20 protein-coding genes and 1 pseudogene are annotated in these 19,253 nt (G+C 59.5%); 9 read left to right on the forward strand and 12 right to left on the reverse strand.

Annotated elements, in window-relative coordinates; genetic code table 11:
* Positions 1-252: pseudogene (locus ACTD9P_RS25890) on the forward strand (hypothetical protein); the annotation flags it as partial.
* 4 nt (positions 253-256) lie between these two features.
* Here the strand turns inward: ACTD9P_RS25890 and ACTD9P_RS25895 are convergent.
* Complete coding sequence (locus tag ACTD9P_RS25895; RefSeq protein WP_438869919.1) at positions 257-715, reverse strand: VOC family protein; 459 nt, start codon at positions 713-715, stop codon at positions 257-259.
* Positions 716-941: 226 nt separating this feature from the next.
* Here ACTD9P_RS25895 and ACTD9P_RS25900 point away from each other — a divergent pair, with 226 nt between their 5' ends.
* The 3 genes from ACTD9P_RS25900 to ACTD9P_RS25910 are packed head-to-tail and all read left to right on the forward strand — an operon-like array spanning position 942 to position 3,633.
* A complete protein-coding gene (locus ACTD9P_RS25900; protein WP_438869920.1) occupies positions 942-2,165 on the forward strand; it encodes an SfnB family sulfur acquisition oxidoreductase in 1,224 nt (407 codons plus the stop codon).
* 3 nt (positions 2,166-2,168) lie between these two features.
* Positions 2,169-2,834, forward strand: coding sequence for a methionine ABC transporter permease (locus ACTD9P_RS25905; RefSeq protein WP_219269497.1), 666 nt, complete (start codon positions 2,169-2,171; stop codon positions 2,832-2,834).
* A 28-nt stretch (positions 2,835-2,862) separates the two neighbouring features.
* The gene (locus ACTD9P_RS25910) at positions 2,863-3,633 is read left to right on the forward strand and encodes a MetQ/NlpA family ABC transporter substrate-binding protein (protein WP_185710632.1); all 771 of its coding nucleotides are present in this window, start codon (positions 2,863-2,865) and stop codon (positions 3,631-3,633) included.
* A gap of 45 nt (positions 3,634-3,678) precedes the next feature.
* On the opposite strand, the gene ACTD9P_RS25915 is transcribed toward ACTD9P_RS25910, so the two are convergent.
* Positions 3,679-4,641 carry an IS110 family RNA-guided transposase gene (locus tag ACTD9P_RS25915; RefSeq protein ID WP_438869921.1) on the reverse strand — a complete coding sequence of 321 codons (963 nt, stop codon included), beginning with the start codon at positions 4,639-4,641 and terminating at the stop codon, positions 3,679-3,681.
* 296 nt (positions 4,642-4,937) lie between these two features.
* Entirely contained in the window at positions 4,938-5,387 is a 450-nt protein-coding gene (gene soxR / locus ACTD9P_RS25920; RefSeq protein WP_058420117.1) for a redox-sensitive transcriptional activator SoxR, read from the reverse strand.
* A gap of 100 nt (positions 5,388-5,487) precedes the next feature.
* Here soxR and ACTD9P_RS25925 point away from each other — a divergent pair, with 100 nt between their 5' ends.
* Positions 5,488-5,853 carry an antibiotic biosynthesis monooxygenase gene (locus tag ACTD9P_RS25925; RefSeq protein WP_138815414.1) on the forward strand — a complete coding sequence of 122 codons (366 nt, stop codon included), beginning with the start codon at positions 5,488-5,490 and terminating at the stop codon, positions 5,851-5,853.
* Here the strand turns inward: ACTD9P_RS25925 and ACTD9P_RS25930 are convergent.
* The 4 genes from ACTD9P_RS25930 to msuE all read right to left on the reverse strand — a co-directional run bounded on the left by ACTD9P_RS25930 (position 5,842) and on the right by msuE (position 10,043).
* Entirely contained in the window at positions 5,842-6,945 is a 1,104-nt protein-coding gene (locus tag ACTD9P_RS25930; protein ID WP_099547894.1) for a sigma-54 interaction domain-containing protein, read from the reverse strand. The genes ACTD9P_RS25925 and ACTD9P_RS25930 overlap by 12 nt on opposite strands.
* Positions 6,946-6,956: 11 nt before the next feature.
* Complete coding sequence (locus ACTD9P_RS25935; protein WP_438869922.1) at positions 6,957-8,144, reverse strand: acyl-CoA dehydrogenase family protein; 1,188 nt, start codon at positions 8,142-8,144, stop codon at positions 6,957-6,959.
* A 183-nt stretch (positions 8,145-8,327) separates the two neighbouring features.
* On the reverse strand, positions 8,328-9,470 hold the full coding sequence (ssuD, locus tag ACTD9P_RS25940) for an FMNH2-dependent alkanesulfonate monooxygenase (RefSeq protein ID WP_438869923.1): 1,143 nt from the start codon (positions 9,468-9,470) through the stop codon (positions 8,328-8,330).
* A 9-nt stretch (positions 9,471-9,479) separates the two neighbouring features.
* The gene (msuE, locus tag ACTD9P_RS25945) at positions 9,480-10,043 is read right to left on the reverse strand and encodes an FMN reductase (protein ID WP_438869924.1); all 564 of its coding nucleotides are present in this window, start codon (positions 10,041-10,043) and stop codon (positions 9,480-9,482) included.
* A 399-nt stretch (positions 10,044-10,442) separates the two neighbouring features.
* On the opposite strand from msuE, the gene ACTD9P_RS25950 reads away from it, so the two are divergent.
* From ACTD9P_RS25950 to ACTD9P_RS25960, 3 genes are all read left to right on the forward strand, one after another.
* Positions 10,443-10,712, forward strand: coding sequence for a hypothetical protein (locus ACTD9P_RS25950; protein ID WP_200434624.1), 270 nt, complete (start codon positions 10,443-10,445; stop codon positions 10,710-10,712).
* A 233-nt stretch (positions 10,713-10,945) separates the two neighbouring features.
* Positions 10,946-12,106, forward strand: a complete 1,161-nt coding sequence (locus ACTD9P_RS25955; protein WP_438869925.1) for a cysteine desulfurase family protein — start codon at positions 10,946-10,948, stop codon at positions 12,104-12,106.
* Positions 12,107-12,155: 49 nt separating this feature from the next.
* Positions 12,156-13,964, forward strand: a complete 1,809-nt coding sequence (locus ACTD9P_RS25960) for a M24 family metallopeptidase (protein ID WP_438869926.1) — start codon at positions 12,156-12,158, stop codon at positions 13,962-13,964.
* Here ACTD9P_RS25960 and ACTD9P_RS25965 read toward each other — a convergent pair.
* Positions 13,957-14,865, reverse strand: a complete 909-nt coding sequence (locus ACTD9P_RS25965) for a LysR family transcriptional regulator (RefSeq protein WP_438869927.1) — start codon at positions 14,863-14,865, stop codon at positions 13,957-13,959. The genes ACTD9P_RS25960 and ACTD9P_RS25965 overlap by 8 nt on opposite strands.
* Positions 14,866-14,988: 123 nt before the next feature.
* Between ACTD9P_RS25965 and ACTD9P_RS25970 the strand changes: the two genes are divergently transcribed.
* The gene (locus ACTD9P_RS25970; RefSeq protein WP_438869930.1) at positions 14,989-15,966 is read left to right on the forward strand and encodes a zinc-dependent alcohol dehydrogenase family protein; all 978 of its coding nucleotides are present in this window, start codon (positions 14,989-14,991) and stop codon (positions 15,964-15,966) included.
* Here the strand turns inward: ACTD9P_RS25970 and ACTD9P_RS25975 are convergent.
* The 4 genes from ACTD9P_RS25975 to rhtA form a co-directional block, all read right to left on the reverse strand.
* On the reverse strand, positions 15,963-16,553 hold the full coding sequence (locus ACTD9P_RS25975; protein ID WP_438869928.1) for a 2-hydroxychromene-2-carboxylate isomerase: 591 nt from the start codon (positions 16,551-16,553) through the stop codon (positions 15,963-15,965). The two genes, ACTD9P_RS25970 and ACTD9P_RS25975, sit on opposite strands and share 4 nt — an antisense overlap.
* 47 nt (positions 16,554-16,600) lie before the next feature.
* Positions 16,601-17,332: an SDR family oxidoreductase gene (locus ACTD9P_RS25980; RefSeq protein WP_200434629.1), complete on the reverse strand. Its 732-nt coding sequence runs from the start codon at positions 17,330-17,332 to the stop codon at positions 16,601-16,603.
* Positions 17,333-17,431: 99 nt separating this feature from the next.
* On the reverse strand, positions 17,432-17,713 hold the full coding sequence (locus tag ACTD9P_RS25985) for a hypothetical protein (protein ID WP_017136337.1): 282 nt from the start codon (positions 17,711-17,713) through the stop codon (positions 17,432-17,434).
* 164 nt (positions 17,714-17,877) lie between these two features.
* Entirely contained in the window at positions 17,878-18,765 is an 888-nt protein-coding gene (rhtA, locus tag ACTD9P_RS25990) for a threonine/homoserine exporter RhtA (RefSeq protein WP_438869929.1), read from the reverse strand.
* Positions 18,766-19,253 lie beyond the last annotated feature (488 nt).

Consider the following 19,253-nt stretch of genomic DNA (forward strand, 5'->3'; position numbering starts at 1 on the left):
CTTGCTCGCGAAAGCGGTGTATCAGTCAATTCATCCGTCATTGACCCACCGCATTCGCGAGCAAGCCCGCTCCCACAGTTGACCGCATGCAGTTTTGAATATGAGGTCGTCTGCGGATTTGCTGGCACTGAAGAGCTGCTTTTCTGTGGGAGCTGGCTTGCCTGCGATGCAGACACCTCGGTGTATCAGGCACACCAAGTTGATGCTATCGCAGGCAAACCAGCTCCCACATTAGATATGCAGGGTTATTGAACCTTCAGCCTTGCTTGAACATTTCCATGGCCCGCTCGCGAATCTGCGCTTCAGTCAGGTCCTCCTTGCGCGTAGCCAAAAACCAAAGGTGACCGAAGGGGTCCTTCACACTCGCCGAGCGGTCGCCGTAAAACTGATCTTTTGGCTCGGACACCGAAAGGGCGCCTGCCTCAATGGCCTGTTGGTACTGCGCATCCATGTCGTTCACATACAGGTGCAAACCAACGCTGGTGTGCTCACCGGGATTGCGCAGGGCCATGTCGGCACACGGCGAGCCGAGCATGATCGCCGAGTCACCGATACGCAGTTCGGCGTGACCGACCTTGCCGTCGGGCATGTCCAGGCGCATGACCTGCTTGGCGCCAAAGGCTTTCCGGTAAAACTCAATGGCCTCAGCAGCGTTGTCGATGCCCATATACGGCGTGACGCTGTGATAACCCTCAGGGATTGGTTTAACGCTCATATCGTTCTCCTTGGATGGTGGTTGTGGAGGCACGGCCTTTTTACTATAGGCCACGTAGCGCGTGCCCTGCGGCGAGCCGACGAGGTGTTGGCCAGGCAACAGTGAACAAGCAGATTGCTGCGTTACAAGCGGGTCCGGATCCCGTTTGCCGGGCCAAACGGGCGCTTTCAGAGCCCGGCACAGAAGCTGCAATACCTCAGGCAAACCATTCGCCCGAGAGCGTTGTATGCCTGTAGTGCCCGTGTCTGCCGATTACCCGATCCACACCCCGAACGCCGAGCTGATTTGCGATGAAGCCCAGGCGATTGCCGTCGCCCACCGTGTCGCCGCCGCGCTGCTTGAGCACGCTGCCGAACGCGACCGCACCCGCCACGTGCCCGCCGACGTGGTAAACCTGTATTCCAACAGTGGCCTGTGGGGCATCAGCGTGCCGCGCGAATTTGGTGGCGCCCAGGTGTCTTACGCAGTGCTGGCCCAGGTGATCGCGATTATCTCGGCGGCCGATCCGTCGCTGGGGCAGATCCCGCAGAACCACTATTGCCTGCTCGAAGACATTCGCCTGCAAGGCACGCCGCAGCAGCAGGCGCATTTCTTTAGCCTGGCGCTGCTGGGTCATCGGTTTGCCAATGCGCTGTCGGAAACCGGCGGCAAGAACGTGCAGGACATTCGCGCCACCCTTCGCCGTGAAGGCGACGATTATGTGATCAACGGCCGCAAAGGCTATTGCACCGGCTCGCTGTACGCCCACTGGCTGGCGGTGCTGGCGTTGGATGAGCAGCAAAATGCGCAGTTGGCGTTCGTAAAACGTGGCACCGAAGGGCTGGTGGTAGTAGATGACTGGGACAGCATGGGCCAGCGCACCACCAGCAGCGGCACGGTGCTGGCAGAGAACCTGCGGGTACCGGCGTTCAATTTGTTTGCTACGCATAAATCCTACGATTCACCGACGCTGGCTGGTCCTTTTGCACAACTGACCACCGCCGCCATCGACGCCGGTATTGCCCGCGCCGCGCTGCGTGACACCGTGCACTTCGTGCAGCAATTCGCCCGACCGTGGATCGATGCCGGGGTAGAAAAAGCCAGCAAAGACCCGCTAACCATCATCCAGGTTGGCGCGCTGGATATCCGCCTGGAAGCCGCTGAAGCCTTGCTGGAACGCGCAGGTCTCGCCCTGGATGCCGCGCGCCCAGCGCCGACTGAAGACAACGTCGCCCACGCCTCCCTGGCGGTGGCGCGGGCCAAGGTGCTCACCACCGAGATCGCCATCGAAGCCAGCAACAAACTGTTTGAACTGGGCGGCACTCGTTCGACCTTGAAGACGCACAATTTCGACCGTCACTGGCGCAATGCGCGGGTGCACACCCTGCACGACCCAGTGCGCTGGAAGTACCACGTGGTGGGCAACTGGTTGCTCAATGGCACCAAGCCGCCACGTCACGACTGGTCATAACCCATGGCCGAATGGTTCAAGCACATCTACTGGGCCGACATCGGCCAGGCCTGCCTGGAAACCTTGAGCATGCTCGGCGCCGCCCTGGCGTTTACCGTGCTGCTGGGCTTGCCGCTGGGCGTGTTGCTGTTTCTGACCGGCAAGCGCCAGTTGCATGAAGCGCTGGTGGTGTATCGCCTGCTGTCGGTGGTGGTCAACGTGCTGCGTTCACTGCCGTTCATCATCTTGCTGATTGTGTTGATCCCGCTGACCACCTTGTTGGTGGGCACTTCACTGGGCGTGCCGGGCACCATCCCGCCGTTGGTGGTGGGCTGCACGCCGTTCTTTGCGCGGCTGGTGGAAACCGCGTTGCGCGAAGTCGACCGTGGGGTGGTCGAGGCCACTCAATCCATGGGTGCGAGTACCTGGCAGGTGATCCGTCACACGCTGTTGCCGGAAGCCCGAGGCGGGTTGCTGGCCGCCGTCACCGTGACCGCGATTGTGCTGGTGGACTACACCGCCATGGCCGGCGTGATCGGTGGCGGTGGCCTCGGTGACCTGGCGATTCGCTACGGCTACCAACGCTTCCAGACCGACGTGATGGTGGTCACCGTGGTGCTGTTGCTGGTGCTGGTGCAGGCATTACAGATGACCGGCGACCGTTTGGTGGCGCGTTATAGCCGCCGTTAATTTTTATAAAACTAGCTTTGGAGCCTGCATGAAAAAGTCCCTGGCCATTTTGGCCGCTGTCCTGTCGTTCAATGCGTTTGCCAATGAAACCTTGGTGGTCGGCGCCACACCCGTGCCACACGCGGAGATCCTTGAGTTCGTCAAACCGGTACTGGCCAAGGAGGGTGTGGATTTACAGATCAAAGTCTTCACTGACTTTATCCAACCCAACCAGCAACTGGCGCTGAAAAATATCGACGCCAACTACTACCAGTACCGGCCATTCCTGGATGACTACAACAAGACCCGCCACACCGATCTGGTGCCGGTGGTAGGCGTGCATATCGAGCCGTTTGGGGCGTATTCGACGCGGATCAAAAACATCTCGGAACTCAAAGACGGCGCCACCGTATCGATCCCCAACGACCCGGTCAACACCGGCCGTGCGCTGGTGCTGCTGGATGAAGCCGGGTTGATCAAACTCAAGGATCCGAGCAACACACTCAGTACCCCGCGTGATATTGCCGAGAACCCCAAGCACCTGAAAATCCGCGAACTGGAAGGCGCCTTGCTGGCGCGTTCGGTGAGCCAGGTGGACCTGGCGTTTGTGTTTGCCAACTACGCGCTGGAAGCGGGGATTGATACCAACAGTGCGTTGATTGTGGAGAAGGGCAAGTCTTTGTACGTCGAGTACCTGGTGGCGCGGCCCGACAACATCAACGACCCGCGCATTCAAAAGCTGGCCAAGGCGTTGAATTCGGATGAGGTGCGCCAGTTCATTCTCACGCGTTACAAGGGTCAGATAGCCCCCGGTTTCTAAGGCGCAACATCCAGCCAATAGGGGGCGAGGCTTGTGTGGGAGATTCTATGGTTTTGGGGAAGCCCCTAAAACCGCTTTTGGTTGGTATTCGCTCAGGTTTTTCATGAGCGAAAAAGCGATACGCGCCAGCTTGCGGCCAATGATGACCAGGGCTTGAGTCGTTTTCAGGCCTCTGGCCAGATAGCCCTCGTATAAAGGCTTCCAGGTTTTTGACCTGATGCCTGCTGACGCCGCGTTATGCAGCAACCTGCGTATCTCTGAATCTCCCTTCTTGCTCAACGAGCGGCGTCCGTTCATTTGCCCAGAGTCGGACACTCTTAGGTCCATTCCCAAGAAAGCGATGTAAGCATCAGCATTTTCAAATTCCCCTCGCTGAAACGCCATTGTCAGGGCAACCGCTGTCAGAAAACCAATGCCCTCGACGGCCTGGCAGCGCTTGACCTGATGCAAAAGCCCGGCCTCAGTAACAGCATCTAATATCCTTTTTTCAATGAGCCCCTCATGCCTATCAAGACACGCTGAAATGCTCTTTGACGAGGCTTTGAGTGATGGCTCACCCGCCCAGCTCTGGTTCAGAGCAACACGCATTTTCACCAGCGCCGCGCGTCGACGCAGCAAGCTTTGAAGCTTGGTATAAATCTTCGGCGGCGGATTCCAGACACGCAAATCAGCCTGTTCATTCTTCAAGTAACGAGCCAGCAATTGCGCATCACTGAGGTCTGTTTTGGCGCGTCCACCTGTGCCTTTGCGGTAATGGTTAAGGCGATATCCATCAATCACGTAAACTATATGGCCCATCGAGTGAGCCAAGTTGACGGTATCCAAGTGATAGATATTGGTGGCTTCAATTGCGATGGCGCTGCCCGCAGGCAAAGACTTCAGCCATGCCTTCAGCTCGTTTTTCTTGTTCGATACGATCTTTGTTTCAGCAGTTTCACTTCGATAAACGACTACTTCGGCTTTAGCGACATCCACTCCAATGATTGATTGCGAGACAGTCATTGCCATGAAAAAAGCTCCGGGTTAGGGTTAACGGGCTTGTCGGGGCTTCACCGTTGCGCTGGCTTGCTTCTATCGTCGGTCATGGCCGATGCATTCCTTATCGGCGCTTTGGTGAAGGGGCGGGGCGAAGTCTCCCACGGTCTGTACTGGTTAGAGTCAGATGCTGGCTTTTAGTCCCACCACCCCTACAAGTCTAACCATACAAGCTGGCTTGCCTGCGATACAGGCGACTCGGTCTGTCAGTCAAACCGAGGTGATGCCATCGCAGGCAAGCCAGCTCCCACATTGATTGGGTTTTCAGGTCAGGTTTCGGGGCTGGGCTCAAGTAATTGCGCGCCGGGCCCACATTCCCCCAGCTTGTCATCCTGATTACGCAACGGACACGCCTCCAGCGACAAACACCCGCAACCAATACAGCCGCTGAGTTTGTCGCGCAGCAGCATCAGCTTGTTGATGCGCTGATCCAGATCCTCGCGCCACAACGCCGACAAGCGTTCCCAATCCTGTGCAGTGGGCGTGCGCCCATCCGGCAAGGTCTGCAACGCCTCGCCAATGGTCGCCAATGGAATTCCCAAACGTTGTGCGATTTTGATCACCACCACGCGCCGCAACACATCCCGTGGGTAGCGCCGTTGGTTGCCGGCGTTGCGGTTGCTCTTGATCAACCCCTTGGACTCATAAAAGTGCAATGCCGTAACCGCCACGCCACTGCGAGCGGCGAGTTGGCCAACGGTGAGTTCCTTGGTAAGCATAAAAAACTCCAGATAAGCGCTTGACCTTGACTTAACTAGAGGTTTTACCCTGCGTGGCATCGAATCGCAAGATTCTGCCTACAGAGAGAGGGGAGTGTTCATGCAGGTATCAGAGAAAAATCGCAGCTTCACTCAGTTGATCGAGTTTCAGATCGAACCTCAGCAGCAATTTGCCCTGGTGGCCGCCTTGTCCACCCAGAGCGAACGCCTGGCCCTGGGCCATGGCGGCTTTATCAATGCCAGTGTGCAAGTCAGCGACGATGGGCGGCGGGTGCTCAATTACCTGCAATGGCGCTCGCGTGAGGACGGCGAGGCGGCGTTCAAGTGTTTTGAGCACGGCGAGGAAGACTTCTGGACGCTGATTCGCGCCCACCAGGCCACGGCGGTGACCTTCGGTTCATTTCAAGTGCTGCGCAGTTTCGAGCGCAGCCATGACAACGCACTGCACTGCCGCCTAAATGGATAAATGCAACATGCGCTCGCCCTGCACGTTTTCGCCGGGGCGGCGTTTGTTCACCGCCAGCTCGCCGATCTTGATCAGGCGTGTGCGCGTGACGTTGCGGCTCAAACCCAGCAGGTTGGCGGTGTGTACCTGGTTGTAATGGCTGAAACGGTAAGCGGCGCGCAATAGCGCGTCTTCGACCTTTTCATGCAGGGCGCCGGCCTGTTCTTCGAAGAGCTTTTGAAAGGCGCGGGCCAGTAAGGCTTCGGCGCTGTTGTCGGTGCCGTGCTGGCTGTCGTCCTGGCGTTCGATGCGCATGTTCGACAGGCGCAGATCATCACGCTCGATCACGCCATTACGGCAGATCAGCAACGTGTGGTGAATCACGTTTTCCAGCTCGCGGATATTGCCCGGCCAGCTGTAGCTTTTGAGCTTGTGCTCGGCCTCACGGCTGATGGTGATCGGGCCGTAGCCCAGGCGCTGGCTATAGGCTTCGATAAAGTGCCGGGTCAGCGGCAGGATATCGCCGGGGCGCTCGCGCAGTGGGCTGAGTTCCAGGCTGACCACATCCAGGCGGTAGTAGAGGTCTTCGCGAAAGTGCCCCGCGTTGATGGCTTTTTCCAGCTGCACGTTGGTGGCCGCCAGCACGCGCACATCGATCGCAATGCTCTTGCGCGAACCCAGGCGCACGACTTCGCGTTCCTGTAGTACTCGCAACAATTTGACCTGGATCGCCATCGGCAAATCGCCGATCTCATCGAGGAACAAAGTGCCGCCGTCGGCCTCTTCGAACCAGCCGGCCTTGGCGCTGAGGGCGCCGGTAAACGCGCCTTTTTCATGCCCGAACAATTCGGCTTCTACCAGCGATTCGGAAAACGCGCCGCAGTTGACCGCCACAAATGGCCGGTTGCGCCGCGCACTGAGGTTGTGAATATGGCGCGCCACCAGCTCTTTGCCGGTGCCGGTCTCGCCGATGATCAGCACACTGGCTTCGCTGGGCGCCACTTGCTGGATATGGTCGAGCAACGCCTGGGATTTGGGGTCTTCGAAGACCTGGGCCGTGGCGCGAATCGAGGTCGCGAGGGCGGGCGAGGGCGGTAGGGTTAATAGCTGCATGGGCACCTCTCTCAGGAGTAGAACGTCGGGATCGGCAGGGACTGGTTCAACGCCCAGTCCCCCAGTTCGTGGAGTTTGTAATCCACCGGGTCGTGCAGGGTTTGCGTGCGCAAGTTGCGCCAGTGGCGGTCCAGGCGCAGCGAGGCATGGGTCGAGCGCGCGCCGGTGACTTCAAACAGGCGGCTGCACAGGTCCAGGCCTTGGCGGGTGGCGGCGACTTTGGCAGTGGCGATGGCAATGGCCAGATCGCCGCGTTGCTGTTCGCTAAGGCTGGCACCTTTGGCCCAGGCCTGGTCGAGCAATTCGCCAGCGCGTTCGACCAACAGGCGCACGCCTTCCAGGGCCACCCAGAATTCGCCGTAATGGTGCAGTACGTAAGGGTCCTGGCGCACATCGCCAGTCGTGGATTTGTGCCACGCACGGGTTTCAGTGCGGGTGTAGTTGCGCGCTTCCTCGAAGGCGCCTTCGGCAATCCCGAGAAACATATACGTGAACGTCAACTGAGCGATCAGCGGGCGCAGGCAGGCGAAGGGCGTGCTCAGTGGGCCGGGATCGAGCAGCAGTTCCGACTCTTCGACGCGCACCCGTTCAAAGCTGGCGCTGCCGCTGTCGGTCTGGCGCTGGCCGATGTTGTTCCAGTCGTTATGCAAGGTAATGCCGCTGCGCCCGCTGGGAATCGCGGCGATCAGCAGCTTGCCGCCGGCGCTTTCATCCACGGCCGAGGCGATGAGCATTTCCGAATCGCTGGCGCCGGAGCAGAAACTCTTCTTGCCGGAAAATTCGCGCCAGCCGCCGAAATCCTTGACCAGCGTGCGCGTGTCCAGCGGGTTGAGGGCATTGCCCCAGAACCAGTTTTTGCGCGCGGTTTGTTCGAACCACGGCTGCCATTGGTCCGGGCGCGCAAACAGGCGCACGGTGGCGAGCATCAGGTGGTGAAAGCCGAAGACATGGGCGATTGAGCTGTCGACCTTGGCGAACTCGCGCACGATGCCCAGGGTTTCACTCCAGCGCGCACCGAGGCCGCCGTATTGCGTGGGGATGCTCAGGGCCAGCAGGCCGCTTTGGCGCAACGCATCACGTTCGGCCTTGGGCGTGCCGCCGCGCTCATCGCGTTCAACGGCGGTGAGGGCAAATTCGGCGGCCAGCAGTTTGGCGGTCTGCAAGGGTGAAGGCAGGACGCTGTGGGGGTTGGCTGTCACACGGGGTTCCTCAATTTTTTGTCTGGCAACGATGGCACGGTGGGTGATTACCTGTGGCGAGGGAGCTTGCTCCCGTTCGGCTGCGCAGCAGTCGCCGGCTTTTGGCTGCGCTTCGCACCCCAGCGGGAGCAAGCTCCCTCGCCACAACAAGCGCGTTCCCACCTGAAGCCGAACTCGGTGCACTCAGGCTTTCGTGTTCGGCAGCACATCATTGGCAATCATTTCGCCAAACGGCCCCGTGAGGTTGGTGATGCCACGTCCGGCGAGGCTGGCGTAAGGCTCCGGCAACAACGGGAACACCAGTTCGGCAAAGCGATAGGCTTCTTCCAGGTGCGGGTAGCCGGAGAAGATAAAACTCTCGATGCCAAGGTCAGCGTATTCCTGGATGCGCTCGGCCACTTGCTGCGGGTTGCCCACCAATGCGGTGCCGGCACCGCCGCGTACCAGACCGACGCCAGCCCACAGGTTGGGGGCGATTTCCAGGTTGTCGCGGCGCCCGTCATGCAAAGCCGCCATGCGCCGCTGGCCTTCGGAATCAAAGCGCGAGAAAGATTTTTGCGCGGCGGCGATGGTTTCATCGCTGATGTGTTCGATCAGTCTGTCGGCGGCTTTCCAGGCGTCTTCTTCGGTTTCGCGCACGATCACATGCAGGCGAATGCCGAACTTGACCGTGCGCCCATGGCGCGCTGCGCGTTCACGCACGTCGGCAAGTTTTTGCGCAACGGCGGCAGGCGGCTCACCCCAGGTCAGGTACACGTCGACCTGTTCGGCGGCCAGGTCGTGGGCAGCATCGGAAGAACCGCCGAAGTACAGCGGCGGATACGGCTTCTGCACCGGCGGGTAAAGGGCCTTGGCGTTCTGCACACGCAGGTGTTTGCCTTCAAAATCCACCGACTCGCCCTGCAACACGCGGCGCCAGATCTGCAGGAATTCGTCGGAAACCTCGTAGCGTTCACTGTGGTCGAGGAAGCTGCCGTCGCCACGGTTCTCGTCGGGGTCGCCTCCGGTGACCACGTTGATCAGCAATCGGCCGTTGGACAGGCGGTCCAGGGTCGCGGCCATACGCGCCGACACCGTGGGCGAGATGATCCCCGGGCGAATCGCCACCAGGTAACGCAGGCGCTCGGTCAGCGGCACCAGCGCCGAGGCAATTACCCAGGAATCTTCACACGAGCGCCCGGTAGGAATCAGCACACCGAAGTAACCGAGGCTGTCAGCCGCTTGCGCCACCTGCTTTAGATAATTGAGGGTGACCGGGCGCGCACCTTGGGTGGTGCCGAGGAAATGGCCGTCGCCATGCGTGGGCAGAAACCAGAAAACATCCATGACAAATCCTTAAGCGATTTTCAGCAGAGAAGGGGAGTGCGCGGCAAACAGCGGCGCTGCGCGTTCTGCGGCCAGTTGAATGCGGGCTTTTAATAACTCGCTGGTTATTTGGTAGTCGGTGAAGTCGGCTTCGGTGGCGTACACGCCGATCGGCAGAGTCAAGGCCTGGAAGAAGCTGAACAGCGGCCGCAACTGGTGATCGAGGACCAACGCATGGCGCTCGCTGCCGCCGGTGGCCGCGAGCAGCACCGGAGTGTTGATCAAAGCGTTGAGGCCAACCAGGTCAAACAGGTGCTTGAGCAGGCCAGGATAAGAGCCGCGATACACCGGTGCGGCGACGATCAGCAGGTCGGCCTGTTCAATGGCCAACAGTTGCGTTTCAACCTCGGCCGGCAGTTCATCGCGTGAGAGCGCGCCGCCCAAGGGCCGGGCAATGTCACCCAACTCGATCAGGGTGGTCTGGATCGGCAGCAACGTGGCCAGTTCGGCCAGCACGGCTTGGGTCAATACCAAAGTGCGCGATGGGCGCCAGGTTCCGCCGCAGAGGGCAACGACATTCAGGGGACGGGTCATGAACAGTTCCTTTTTCAACAGTGGTTGATAGCAGGTGAAGTGGAACGTGTTGAGCAAGAGCTGTACCAAGGGCTGCAAGCCTTGATTGGTGTGGGCTGCAGAGGTCCTGCTGAAAAAGGTGCTGTTGCCTGACTGCGGTTTTGTTGAATGGCTGTTGCCTGGGCAACAGTTGCGTGGCGAACAGTGTCGGTTCGCAATAGCGCTATTTATAGAAGGTTAGGTTTATTCCGTAAACGAACTGATTTCCATATTTATAGATCGTAAATGAATATGAATGGCTCGCTATCGAAGGTGCCGCAACGGTTGATAGCGACTATCACGGGGGATGATTTTTCACTGCGCAAGGGCGGGAGTAGCCTGTGTTCATTGACTACACACCTCCTTCGCAGGGCCTTCACCATGAACCACTTCCTGGCTGTTTCCTTAATAGTTGTAAGCGCTGTCCTTGCCGGATGTGCGACCCACCCGTCACCGGAGTCGCGTCCTTATACCGCCGAAGAAACCAAGCAATTGGCCCTTGAAGCCTTGAGCCGTCGCGGCCTGTCGTTTGATGAATATCAACAGCAGCGCGCCGCGCTGACCGGCCAGCCACACAAGCCATTCGGCTTTGACCACCAGGGCGAAATGAACGCCGAACGCAGCGTGGTGATGCACGGTCGCCCCAGTTGAGCCGTCGCCAAGTGGCAAAAAGCCCGAGGATTCCCTTAAGGAACCTCGGGCTTTTTGTTTGCCAATGGGATACTTCAGCCTGTTAAGCTGAATTTCAGGAGCGTTCCTACGCACATTTACATAAAGTGGTCCTTCTTTTATGGCATCCGACGGGTTAAACCTGACGACCTCTGTTCCGGTCGATGCCACCCGAGGCGCTGTCCTGGGGAACACGCTCTGCGAGTCTTAATGTCATGAATAAACGTCCGTTGTATTTCGACTACGCCGCCACCACGCCGGTGGATGAGCGGGTCATTCAAGTGATGGTCGAGTGTCTGGGCTTCAATGCCAACTTCGGCAACCCTGCGTCCAGCTCCCATGCGTTTGGCCAGGCGGCCCGGCACACGGTCGAGCAGGCGCGGCGCCAGGTGGCCGAGCTGGTCGGTGCCCAGCCCGAGCAAATCGTCTGGACCTCCGGTGCCACAGAATCCAACAACCTGGCGATCAAGGGCGTGGCCCAGGCGCGAGGTGTGGCAGGTGGGCATATCATCACCAGCCAGATCGAACACAAGGCTACGCTGGACACGGCGCGGCAGTTGCAGGAAGCCGGCGTGGCCGTCACTTACCTGGTGCCGGACGCTGAAGGCTTGATCAGCGCCGAGTCAGTCAGTGAGGCGTTGCGCGAAGATACGTTCCTGGTGTCGCTGATGTTGGTGAACAACGAGCTGGGCACCCTCAATGACATCCAAGCCATTGGCACGCGGGTGCGTGAACACGGTGCGCTGCTGCATGTGGATGCGGCGCAGGGAGCGGGCAAGGTCGCGATCGACCTGGCTGAATGGCCGGTGGACCTGATGTCTTTTTCTGCGCACAAGCTGTACGGCCCCAAGGGCATTGGCGCGCTGTATGTGGGCCCGCGCGCGCAGCAGAAGGTGCTGGCGCAGATTCACGGCGGCGGCCACGAAGGTGGGTTGCGCTCCGGCACCCTGGCGACTCACCAGATTGCCGGCATGGGCACTGCCTTCGCCTTGGCGGCGCAGTCCTTTGCTGAAGAAAAAGCCGCCATCGTCGCGTTGCGTCAGCGCCTGCTCGATCAGTTGGAAACGCTTGCCGGCGTGCGCCTCAATGGCAGCGCCACCCAGCGTATTCCCCATACACTGAGCCTCACGTTCACAGAGGGCGAATTCAATTCCGCCGCACTGAGCGCAGGCATCGCGTTTTCGGCCACCTCGGCGTGCAATTCGGCGAGCAATGCGCCTTCCCACGTGCTTCTGGCTTTGGGCCATGATGCCCGCAGCGCCGGTCGGACTATTCGCTTGAGCCTGGGCCGGTTTACCACCGAGCAGGATATCGACGCGGCCGTGCAGTTGATCAAGGCCGCACTCGCCAGTGCGCCGGCGTTCTGGTCGGTCTGATTTTTCAGTCACAACACATAACAATTATGAGTGGTTAGCAGGAGACATGATGAGTACGCAGCCTTTGACCCATGGAACGGTTCCCCAGCGCCTGGCGCATACCCGCGAACTGATGCGCCGCGAGGGCATCCATGCCCTGCTGGTGCCGTCGGCCGACCCGCATCTGTCCGAGTACTTGCCGGGTTACTGGCAGGGGCGGCAATGGCTGTCGGGGTTTTATGGCTCGGTGGGCACGCTGATTGTGACCGCGAATTTTGCCGGCGTGTGGGCCGACAGCCGTTACTGGGAGCAGGCCACCAAGGAACTCAAGGGCAGCGGCATCGAACTGGTGAAACTGCAGCCAGGCCAACCCGGCCCGCTGGAATGGCTGGCGGAGCAAACCCCGGAGGGCGGCGTGGTCGCAGTGGACGGCGCAGTGATGGCCGTGGCCTCGGCGCGTACCCTGGGCGGCAAGCTGGCCGAGCGCGGCGCTCGCCTGCGTACCGATATCGACCTGTTGAATGAAGTCTGGCAAGACCGCCCGGCCTTGCCGAACCAGCCGATCTACCCACACCTGCCGCCGCAGGCGACTGTCAGCCGTGGCGATAAACTCGCCGCCCTGCGTGCCAGCTTGAAAGAGAAGGGTGCCGATTGGCATTTCATCGCGACCCTGGATGACATCGCCTGGTTGTTCAACCTGCGCGGCGGTGATGTGTCGTTCAACCCGGTGTTCGTGTCGTTTGCCTTGATCAATCAACAGCAGGCCACGCTGTTTGTGGCGCTGAGCAAGGTCGATGCCGAGCTGCGCGCGGTACTGGAGCGAGACGGCGTGACCTTGCGCGACTACAGCGAAGTGGCGGATGCGCTGCGTGCAGTACCGGCGGGTGTCAGCCTGCAAGTTGATCCGGCACGCGTCACCACTGGTTTGCTGGAAAACCTCGATGCCGGTGTCAAGCTGGTCGAGGGCTTGAACCCGACCACGCTGGCCAAGTCGCGCAAAAGCCTGGCGGACGCCGAACATATCCGCCAAGCCATGGAGCAGGACGGCGCGGCGCTGTGCGAATTCTTCGCCTGGCTGGACAGTGCATTGGGCCGTGAGCGCATCACCGAACTGACCATCGACGAACATTTGACCGCTGCACGTACCCGTCGCCCCGATTATGTGTCGCTGAGTTTCAACACCATCGCGGCGTTCAACGCCAATGGTGCGATGCCGCATTACCACGCCACCGAAGAAGAGCATGCGTTGATCGAAGGCGATGGCCTGTTGCTGATCGACTCCGGCGGCCAGTACCTGGGCGGCACCACGGATATCACGCGGATGGTGCCGATCGGCACGCCGAGTGACGAGCAGAAGCGTGACTGCACGCGCGTGCTCAAGGGTGTGATTGCCCTGTCCCGTGCGCATTTCCCCAAGGGCATTCTCTCGCCATTGCTGGACGCCATTGCCCGTGCGCCGATCTGGGCCGAAGGCGTGGACTACGGCCACGGTACAGGTCACGGCGTAGGCTATTTCCTGAATGTGCACGAAGGCCCGCAAGTGATCGCCTACCAGGCTGCCGCGGCACCGCAGACCGCGATGCAGCCGGGGATGATCACTTCGATTGAGCCAGGTACCTATCGCCCGGGTCGCTGGGGTGTGCGCATCGAGAACCTGGTGTTGAACCGCGAAGCGGGCAAAACCGAGTTTGGCGAGTTCCTCAAGTTTGAAACCCTGACCCTGTGCCCGATCGACACCCGTTGCCTGCAGCCGTCATTGCTGACGGCGGATGAGCGCGAATGGTTTAACGCTTATCACGCCGAGGTGCGTGAACGCCTGAGCCCGCTGCTCAGTGGTGCAGCCTTGGAATGGCTGCAGGTGCGTACCGCCGCTATCTGATCGGTTGCAGTTCAGGGGCTCTGGCCAGGGCGTCGGCGAGGTAGTCGACGAACGCCTTGACCCTGGCTGACTGGCGCCGATTGGGCGCCGACACCGCATGGATCGGCAGCGATTGCGGGGTGTAATCCTTTAACAGTGCAACCACGCGACCGGCTTTGAGGTCATCGGCAAACAGCCATAGGGGCGACAGCGCAATGCCAAGCCCCGTCAACACCATCTCCCGCACCGCCTCAGAGTTATTGCTCTGGGCGTTGCCGGTGATGCGCACCGTGTGGCGCTTGGCGTCCTTTTCGTAAATCCACTGGTTCTGGCTGCTCAGCAAGTTGAAGAGCAGGCAGTTGTGCTGCGTGAGATCTTGCGGGGTGTGTGGGGCGCAGTGCCTGGCAATGTAGGCAGGGCTCGCCACAGTAACGCGGTGGGTGGTGCCGATCTGTCGCGCAATCAGGCCGCTGTCGGGTAATTCGCCGATACGCAACGTCACATCCAGGCCTTCGCTGACCAGGTCCTGAAGGTGGTCGTTGAGTTGCAGATCAATGTGCACGTCCGGGTACTGTTGCAGGAAGCCGTGCAAACGCGAGGCGATGTGCAGGCGCCCAAAGCTGACTGACGAGCCTATGCGCAGTGGGCCGGCGATGGTTTCCTTGCCCATCTGGAAACTGTGTTCCGCGGCATCGACGGCCGCCAGGATTTCGCGGCAATGGCTGTAGTAGCGTTGACCTTCGTCTGTCAGTGACAAGTGCCGAGTGCTGCGGGCAATCAGCTTGCCGCCCAATTCGGTTTCCAGCGCACGCAGCACTTTGCTGATGGTTGGCTGGGTGGTTTGCATCTCTCGGGCGACGGCGGAAAAGCTACCGCGTTCGATGACCCGTACGAAGATTGCCATTGCGTTGAGCTTGTCCATCGGTTGCCTCATTCATGCCAAATGCGCATGGGCACTATAGCTTTTTAGCGTCTTATCGGCATGAGTGCGGCGGCGGATCATGGTTTTATCAACCCACCCACCGAGATCGCCGATATGACTGACATGCACGCTTTGGTAGTAGACGCCGCAGACGCGCCGTTCCGTTTGGCCACGATCCCCAAGCCTGTGGCGGGCGCCGGGCAGGTGCTGGTGCGGGTCAAGGCCAGTGGCCTTAACCCGTTGGACGCGAAAATCCGCGCGGGCCAGGCAGCCCATGCCCAGCAACCTTTACCTGCCGTTATTGGTATGGACCTGGCGGGCACCGTTGAGGCCGTCGGCCCGTTGGCGGGCGATTGGCAAGTGGGTGATGACGTTTATGCGCTCGGGGCTGGGATCGGCGGTATTCAGGGGACGTTAGCTGAATATGTGGTGGTTGATGCGCGCCTGCTGGCGCGAAAACCTGAACGTTTGAGCATGCGCGAAGCGGCGGTGTTGCCGTTGGTATTGATCACTGCCTGGGAGGGGCTGGTGGACCGTGCGCGGGTGGGCGTGGGGCACACGGTGTTGATCCAGGGTGGCGCCGGCGGTGTAGGGCATGTCGCAGTGCAATTGGCGATTGCCTACGGCGCGCGGGTGTACGCGACCGGCTCGGCGCGGCACCGCGCAACCATTGAAGGTTTGGGCGCCACGTTTATCGACTATCAGCAGCATACGGTCGAAGAGTATGTGGCGTTGCACACGGCGGGTGAGGGTTTCGACATTGTGTATGACACCGTTGGCGGCGCGACGCTGGATGCGTCTTTCCGGGCCGCCAAGGTGTATCACGGGCATGTAGTGAGCTGCCTGGGCTGGGGGCAACATAGCCTGGCGCCTTTGTCATTTCGCGGGGCGACCTATTCCGGGGTGTTCACATTGTTGCCGTTGTTGACGGGCAAGGGGCGTGAGCACCACGGGCGGATACTCTCTGACGCCGCCTGTTTGATCGATGCCGGCAAACTCACGCCGATCATGGACCCGCGGCGCTTTGACCGGCATACGGTAAACGCAGCTTACGATTTGCTCGCAAGCGGCGCTCAGGGGCGCTTGGCAATCGAGTTTTAGCGTAGCGCTTCGCGCACAAACTCCAGACGGTCCTGACCGAAGAACAGCTCATTACCTACAAACATACTGGGTGCACCGAATACCCCGCGCTGCACAGCCTGTTCGGTTTTGTCCTTGAGGGCGGCTTTTACCTTTTCATCATTGGCCAGGTTCAGGACTTCCTCTGGGTCGAAACCGGCGTCACTCAGCACGCAGGCCACAACGACGGGATCGCCCAAGTGGCGACCTTCAACCCAGAGGGCGCGAAACAGGCAATCGATGAAGGCCTGGAAGCGCTCGGGTTCGCGTATCTGGATACCCATGACGGCGCGCATCAGCATCAGGGTGTTGATGGGGAAGTGCGGGTTGAATTTGAGCGGTACGTTGTAGCGTTTGGCGTAGCGCGCCAAGTCATTAAACATGTAACGCCCTTTGGCGGGCACAGTGATGGGCGAAGCGTTGCCGGTCGCTTTGAACACACCACCCAGCAGCATGGGTTGATACACCAGTTGCGCACCGGTCTCGGCACATAGCGCTGGCAATTGTGTATAGGCCAGGTAAGTGGCCGGGCTGCCGAGGTCGAAAAAGAATTCCAGGGTTTTACTCATGGTCGATTCTCACTGCTTATTGTTGTTCTTGATTAGGGGCGGCGTGTTTACCAGGGTTCATTCCAGGGACGCAGGTCCAGTTCGAAGGTCCAGGCGTCGCGTGGTTGGCTGTGCAGGTACCAATAGTTGTCGGCGATGTGTTCTGGGTTGAGGATGCCGTCCTGGTCTTTCTGCGCGTATTTTTGCGGAAAGTTATCTCGAATAAAGTCAGTGTCGATGGCGCCATCGACTACCACGTGGGCCACATGGATGTTCCGCGGGCCTAATTCCCGCGCCATGCTTTGCGCGAGCGCCCGGATGCCGTGTTTGGCGCCGGCGAATGCGGCAAACCCTGCACCGCCGCGCAACCCGGCAGTGGCACCGGTGAACAAGATAGTGCCGCGTTCGCGGGTGACCATGCGTTTGGCGACTTCGCGAGCGTTCAGGAACCCGGAGAAGCAAGCCATCTCCCAGATTTTGAAGTATTTGCGCGCGGTTTCTTCGAGGATGCTGCACGGCACATTGGCGCCGATATTGAAGACGAAGGCTTCAATGGGGCCCAATTCGGTCTCTATCTGTTCAACCAGCGCGATCACGTCGTCTTCTTTACGCGCATCACAGGCAAAACCGTGGGCTTGGCCGCCCGCTGCCTGGATGCTGTCGACCAAGGGCTGCAGTTTATCGGCACTGCGACGGGTGACGCAGGCTACATAGCCTTCGCGGGCAAAGCGTCGGGCAATGGCGCCACCGGTTGCATCACCGGCACCAACCACCAATACGATTTTCTTGTTGGGTGTCATGGTAACTCCGTTGCTCGAATGTCGAGCAGGAGTGTAGTCGCAGCAGGGCGAAGGGTAGGTCAAGAAGGAGGAGCAGCCGGAAGTGGACTGCTCGGGCGATCATTTACAGATGACGATCATGCTGCGGCTGGTGTAGCCGGCAGGGTTGATGCCGAAAGGATAGTCCCCAGGCTCCTCGGAATTGTCACCGGATTTGGCGATAACCCGGTAGCCCTTGGCGCCGCATGAGTTGGCTGCACTGGTGTAGCACTGGTCCCAGGAGGAGGACAGGCCGGAACAGTTGATGTGCATGCCTTTTTTGCCCCGTTTCACTTCTGTCTTGGTGGTCGCAGCACAGCCAGCAATGCCCACGACCAGTAACAGTATCAAAATTCGTTTCATTACTATCCTTATAGCCGCGTCGCAAAAAGGCTCGATGCAGGCTTTACTCGCTCTCGATTGTTGCGTTCAGCAGTCCCTGTCGAAATTCTCCATGAAAGACATTCGTTTACGGCCTAAACATGGCCTAAATGAGCGGCAAATACCAGAGCTACCTGCGATCAGAATTAATCGGCTGGCACCAACGGTTTGGATTCATTGCGCATCGTCAGTGTGGCACCGACGGAGGCGAATATAATGCAGGTGATCGCCAGCCATTGCGCGAGGGACAAGTGCTCTTGCAGGAAGAACAGACCGGAGAGGGCGCCGAACGCCGGCTCAATGCTCATCAAGGTGCCGAAGGTGCGAGCAGGCAGGCGAGTGAGCGCGACCATTTCCAGGGTATAGGGCAAAGCGGTCGACAGGATGGCGACACCGATGGCAACGGGAATCAGCGAGGGCGTCAGCAGTGCGGCGCCGGCATGGACGATGCCGATCGGGGCCACGAACAACGCGGCGATCATCACGCCCAGGGCGGCGGTTTGCACGCCGTTGTCGTTGCCGGCTTTTTGGCCAAACAGGATGTAGAGCGCCCAGCACACGCCGGCACCCAGTGCGTAGGCGGCTCCGGTCAGGTCGATGCCACTGCTGGTTTCTCCGGTGGGGATCAATAGCAGCAGGCCCGCGATCGCGAGGCCGATCCATACAAAGTCCACCGCCCGGCGCGATGCATAGATAGCCACGGCGAGCGGGCCGGTGAATTCCAGTGCTACCGCGATGCCCAGAGGCACTGTGCGCAGTGACATATAGAAGAGGAAGTTCATGCCGCCCAGTGCCATGCCATACACGATGACAGTGCGCAGGGACCTGGCCGTGAGCTTGGCGCGCCATGGGCGTAATAGCAGCAGCATGATCACGCTGGCGAAAATCAGGCGCAGGGTGGTAGTGCCCTGTGCGCCGACGATGGGGAACATGCTCTTGGCCAGCGAGGCGCCGGACTGGATGGAGGCCATGGCGATCAACAGCAGGCCGACCGGAAACAATGCCGAGGTCAGGCTGCGAGGTGGAGTGTTCATTGGGGCGGATGTCCGAAGTCATGGTAAAGAAGCAGAACGCCTATGATGCTTAACTGCCGGGATTTGAGCAATATATTGCTCAGTTCTGGTTGCTATGCACTTTATATTGAAGGAAACGGGGCTTTTGGGCCTGTTTGATAGAAAATCTAAATTAAGTGTTGACGGGGGTTTATATTTGTCTATAATTCGCCCCACTTCCGGCGCAGTCGAAACGGAAAACTCCTTGGTAAACAAAGAGTTATGAAGTTTTCGGCAGCAGGTTGCTTCAGTTCATCGAAGCCAAAAGGGAGTTGAAAAAGAGGTGTTGACAGCAGCGTGTAACGCTGTAGAATTCGCCTCCCGCTGACGAGAGATCGTAAGCGCAAGTGGTTGAAGTTGTTGAAGAATTCTTCGAAAGCTTCTGAAAATAATCACTTGACAGCAAATGAGGCTGCTGTAGAATGCGCGCCTCGGTTGAGACGAAAGATCTTAACCAACCGCTCTTTAAC

The organism is Pseudomonas onubensis (genome assembly GCF_965653655.1).
Classification (GTDB): Bacteria; Pseudomonadota; Gammaproteobacteria; order Pseudomonadales; family Pseudomonadaceae; genus Aquipseudomonas.

What these genes read in the sequence shown, in the direction of transcription:
- ACTD9P_RS25895 (WP_438869919.1), bottom strand. Translation starts at nt 715, where the DNA reads ATGAGCGTTAAACCAATCCCTGAGGGTTATCACAGCGTCACGCCGTAT.
- ACTD9P_RS25900 (WP_438869920.1), top strand. Translation starts at nt 942, where the DNA reads ATGCCTGTAGTGCCCGTGTCTGCCGATTACCCGATCCACACCCCGAAC.
- ACTD9P_RS25905 (WP_219269497.1), top strand. Translation starts at nt 2,169, where the DNA reads ATGGCCGAATGGTTCAAGCACATCTACTGGGCCGACATCGGCCAGGCC.
- ACTD9P_RS25910 (WP_185710632.1), top strand. Translation starts at nt 2,863, where the DNA reads ATGAAAAAGTCCCTGGCCATTTTGGCCGCTGTCCTGTCGTTCAATGCG.
- ACTD9P_RS25915 (WP_438869921.1), bottom strand. Translation starts at nt 4,641, where the DNA reads ATGGCAATGACTGTCTCGCAATCAATCATTGGAGTGGATGTCGCTAAA.
- soxR (WP_058420117.1), bottom strand. Translation starts at nt 5,387, where the DNA reads ATGCTTACCAAGGAACTCACCGTTGGCCAACTCGCCGCTCGCAGTGGC.
- ACTD9P_RS25925 (WP_138815414.1), top strand. Translation starts at nt 5,488, where the DNA reads ATGCAGGTATCAGAGAAAAATCGCAGCTTCACTCAGTTGATCGAGTTT.
- ACTD9P_RS25930 (WP_099547894.1), bottom strand. Translation starts at nt 6,945, where the DNA reads ATGCAGCTATTAACCCTACCGCCCTCGCCCGCCCTCGCGACCTCGATT.
- ssuD (WP_438869923.1), bottom strand. Translation starts at nt 9,470, where the DNA reads ATGGATGTTTTCTGGTTTCTGCCCACGCATGGCGACGGCCATTTCCTC.
- msuE (WP_438869924.1), bottom strand. Translation starts at nt 10,043, where the DNA reads ATGACCCGTCCCCTGAATGTCGTTGCCCTCTGCGGCGGAACCTGGCGC.
- ACTD9P_RS25950 (WP_200434624.1), top strand. Translation starts at nt 10,443, where the DNA reads ATGAACCACTTCCTGGCTGTTTCCTTAATAGTTGTAAGCGCTGTCCTT.
- ACTD9P_RS25955 (WP_438869925.1), top strand. Translation starts at nt 10,946, where the DNA reads ATGAATAAACGTCCGTTGTATTTCGACTACGCCGCCACCACGCCGGTG.
- ACTD9P_RS25960 (WP_438869926.1), top strand. Translation starts at nt 12,156, where the DNA reads ATGAGTACGCAGCCTTTGACCCATGGAACGGTTCCCCAGCGCCTGGCG.
- ACTD9P_RS25965 (WP_438869927.1), bottom strand. Translation starts at nt 14,865, where the DNA reads ATGGACAAGCTCAACGCAATGGCAATCTTCGTACGGGTCATCGAACGC.
- ACTD9P_RS25970 (WP_438869930.1), top strand. Translation starts at nt 14,989, where the DNA reads ATGCACGCTTTGGTAGTAGACGCCGCAGACGCGCCGTTCCGTTTGGCC.
- ACTD9P_RS25975 (WP_438869928.1), bottom strand. Translation starts at nt 16,553, where the DNA reads ATGAGTAAAACCCTGGAATTCTTTTTCGACCTCGGCAGCCCGGCCACT.
- ACTD9P_RS25980 (WP_200434629.1), bottom strand. Translation starts at nt 17,332, where the DNA reads ATGACACCCAACAAGAAAATCGTATTGGTGGTTGGTGCCGGTGATGCA.
- ACTD9P_RS25985 (WP_017136337.1), bottom strand. Translation starts at nt 17,713, where the DNA reads ATGAAACGAATTTTGATACTGTTACTGGTCGTGGGCATTGCTGGCTGT.
- rhtA (WP_438869929.1), bottom strand. Translation starts at nt 18,765, where the DNA reads ATGAACACTCCACCTCGCAGCCTGACCTCGGCATTGTTTCCGGTCGGC.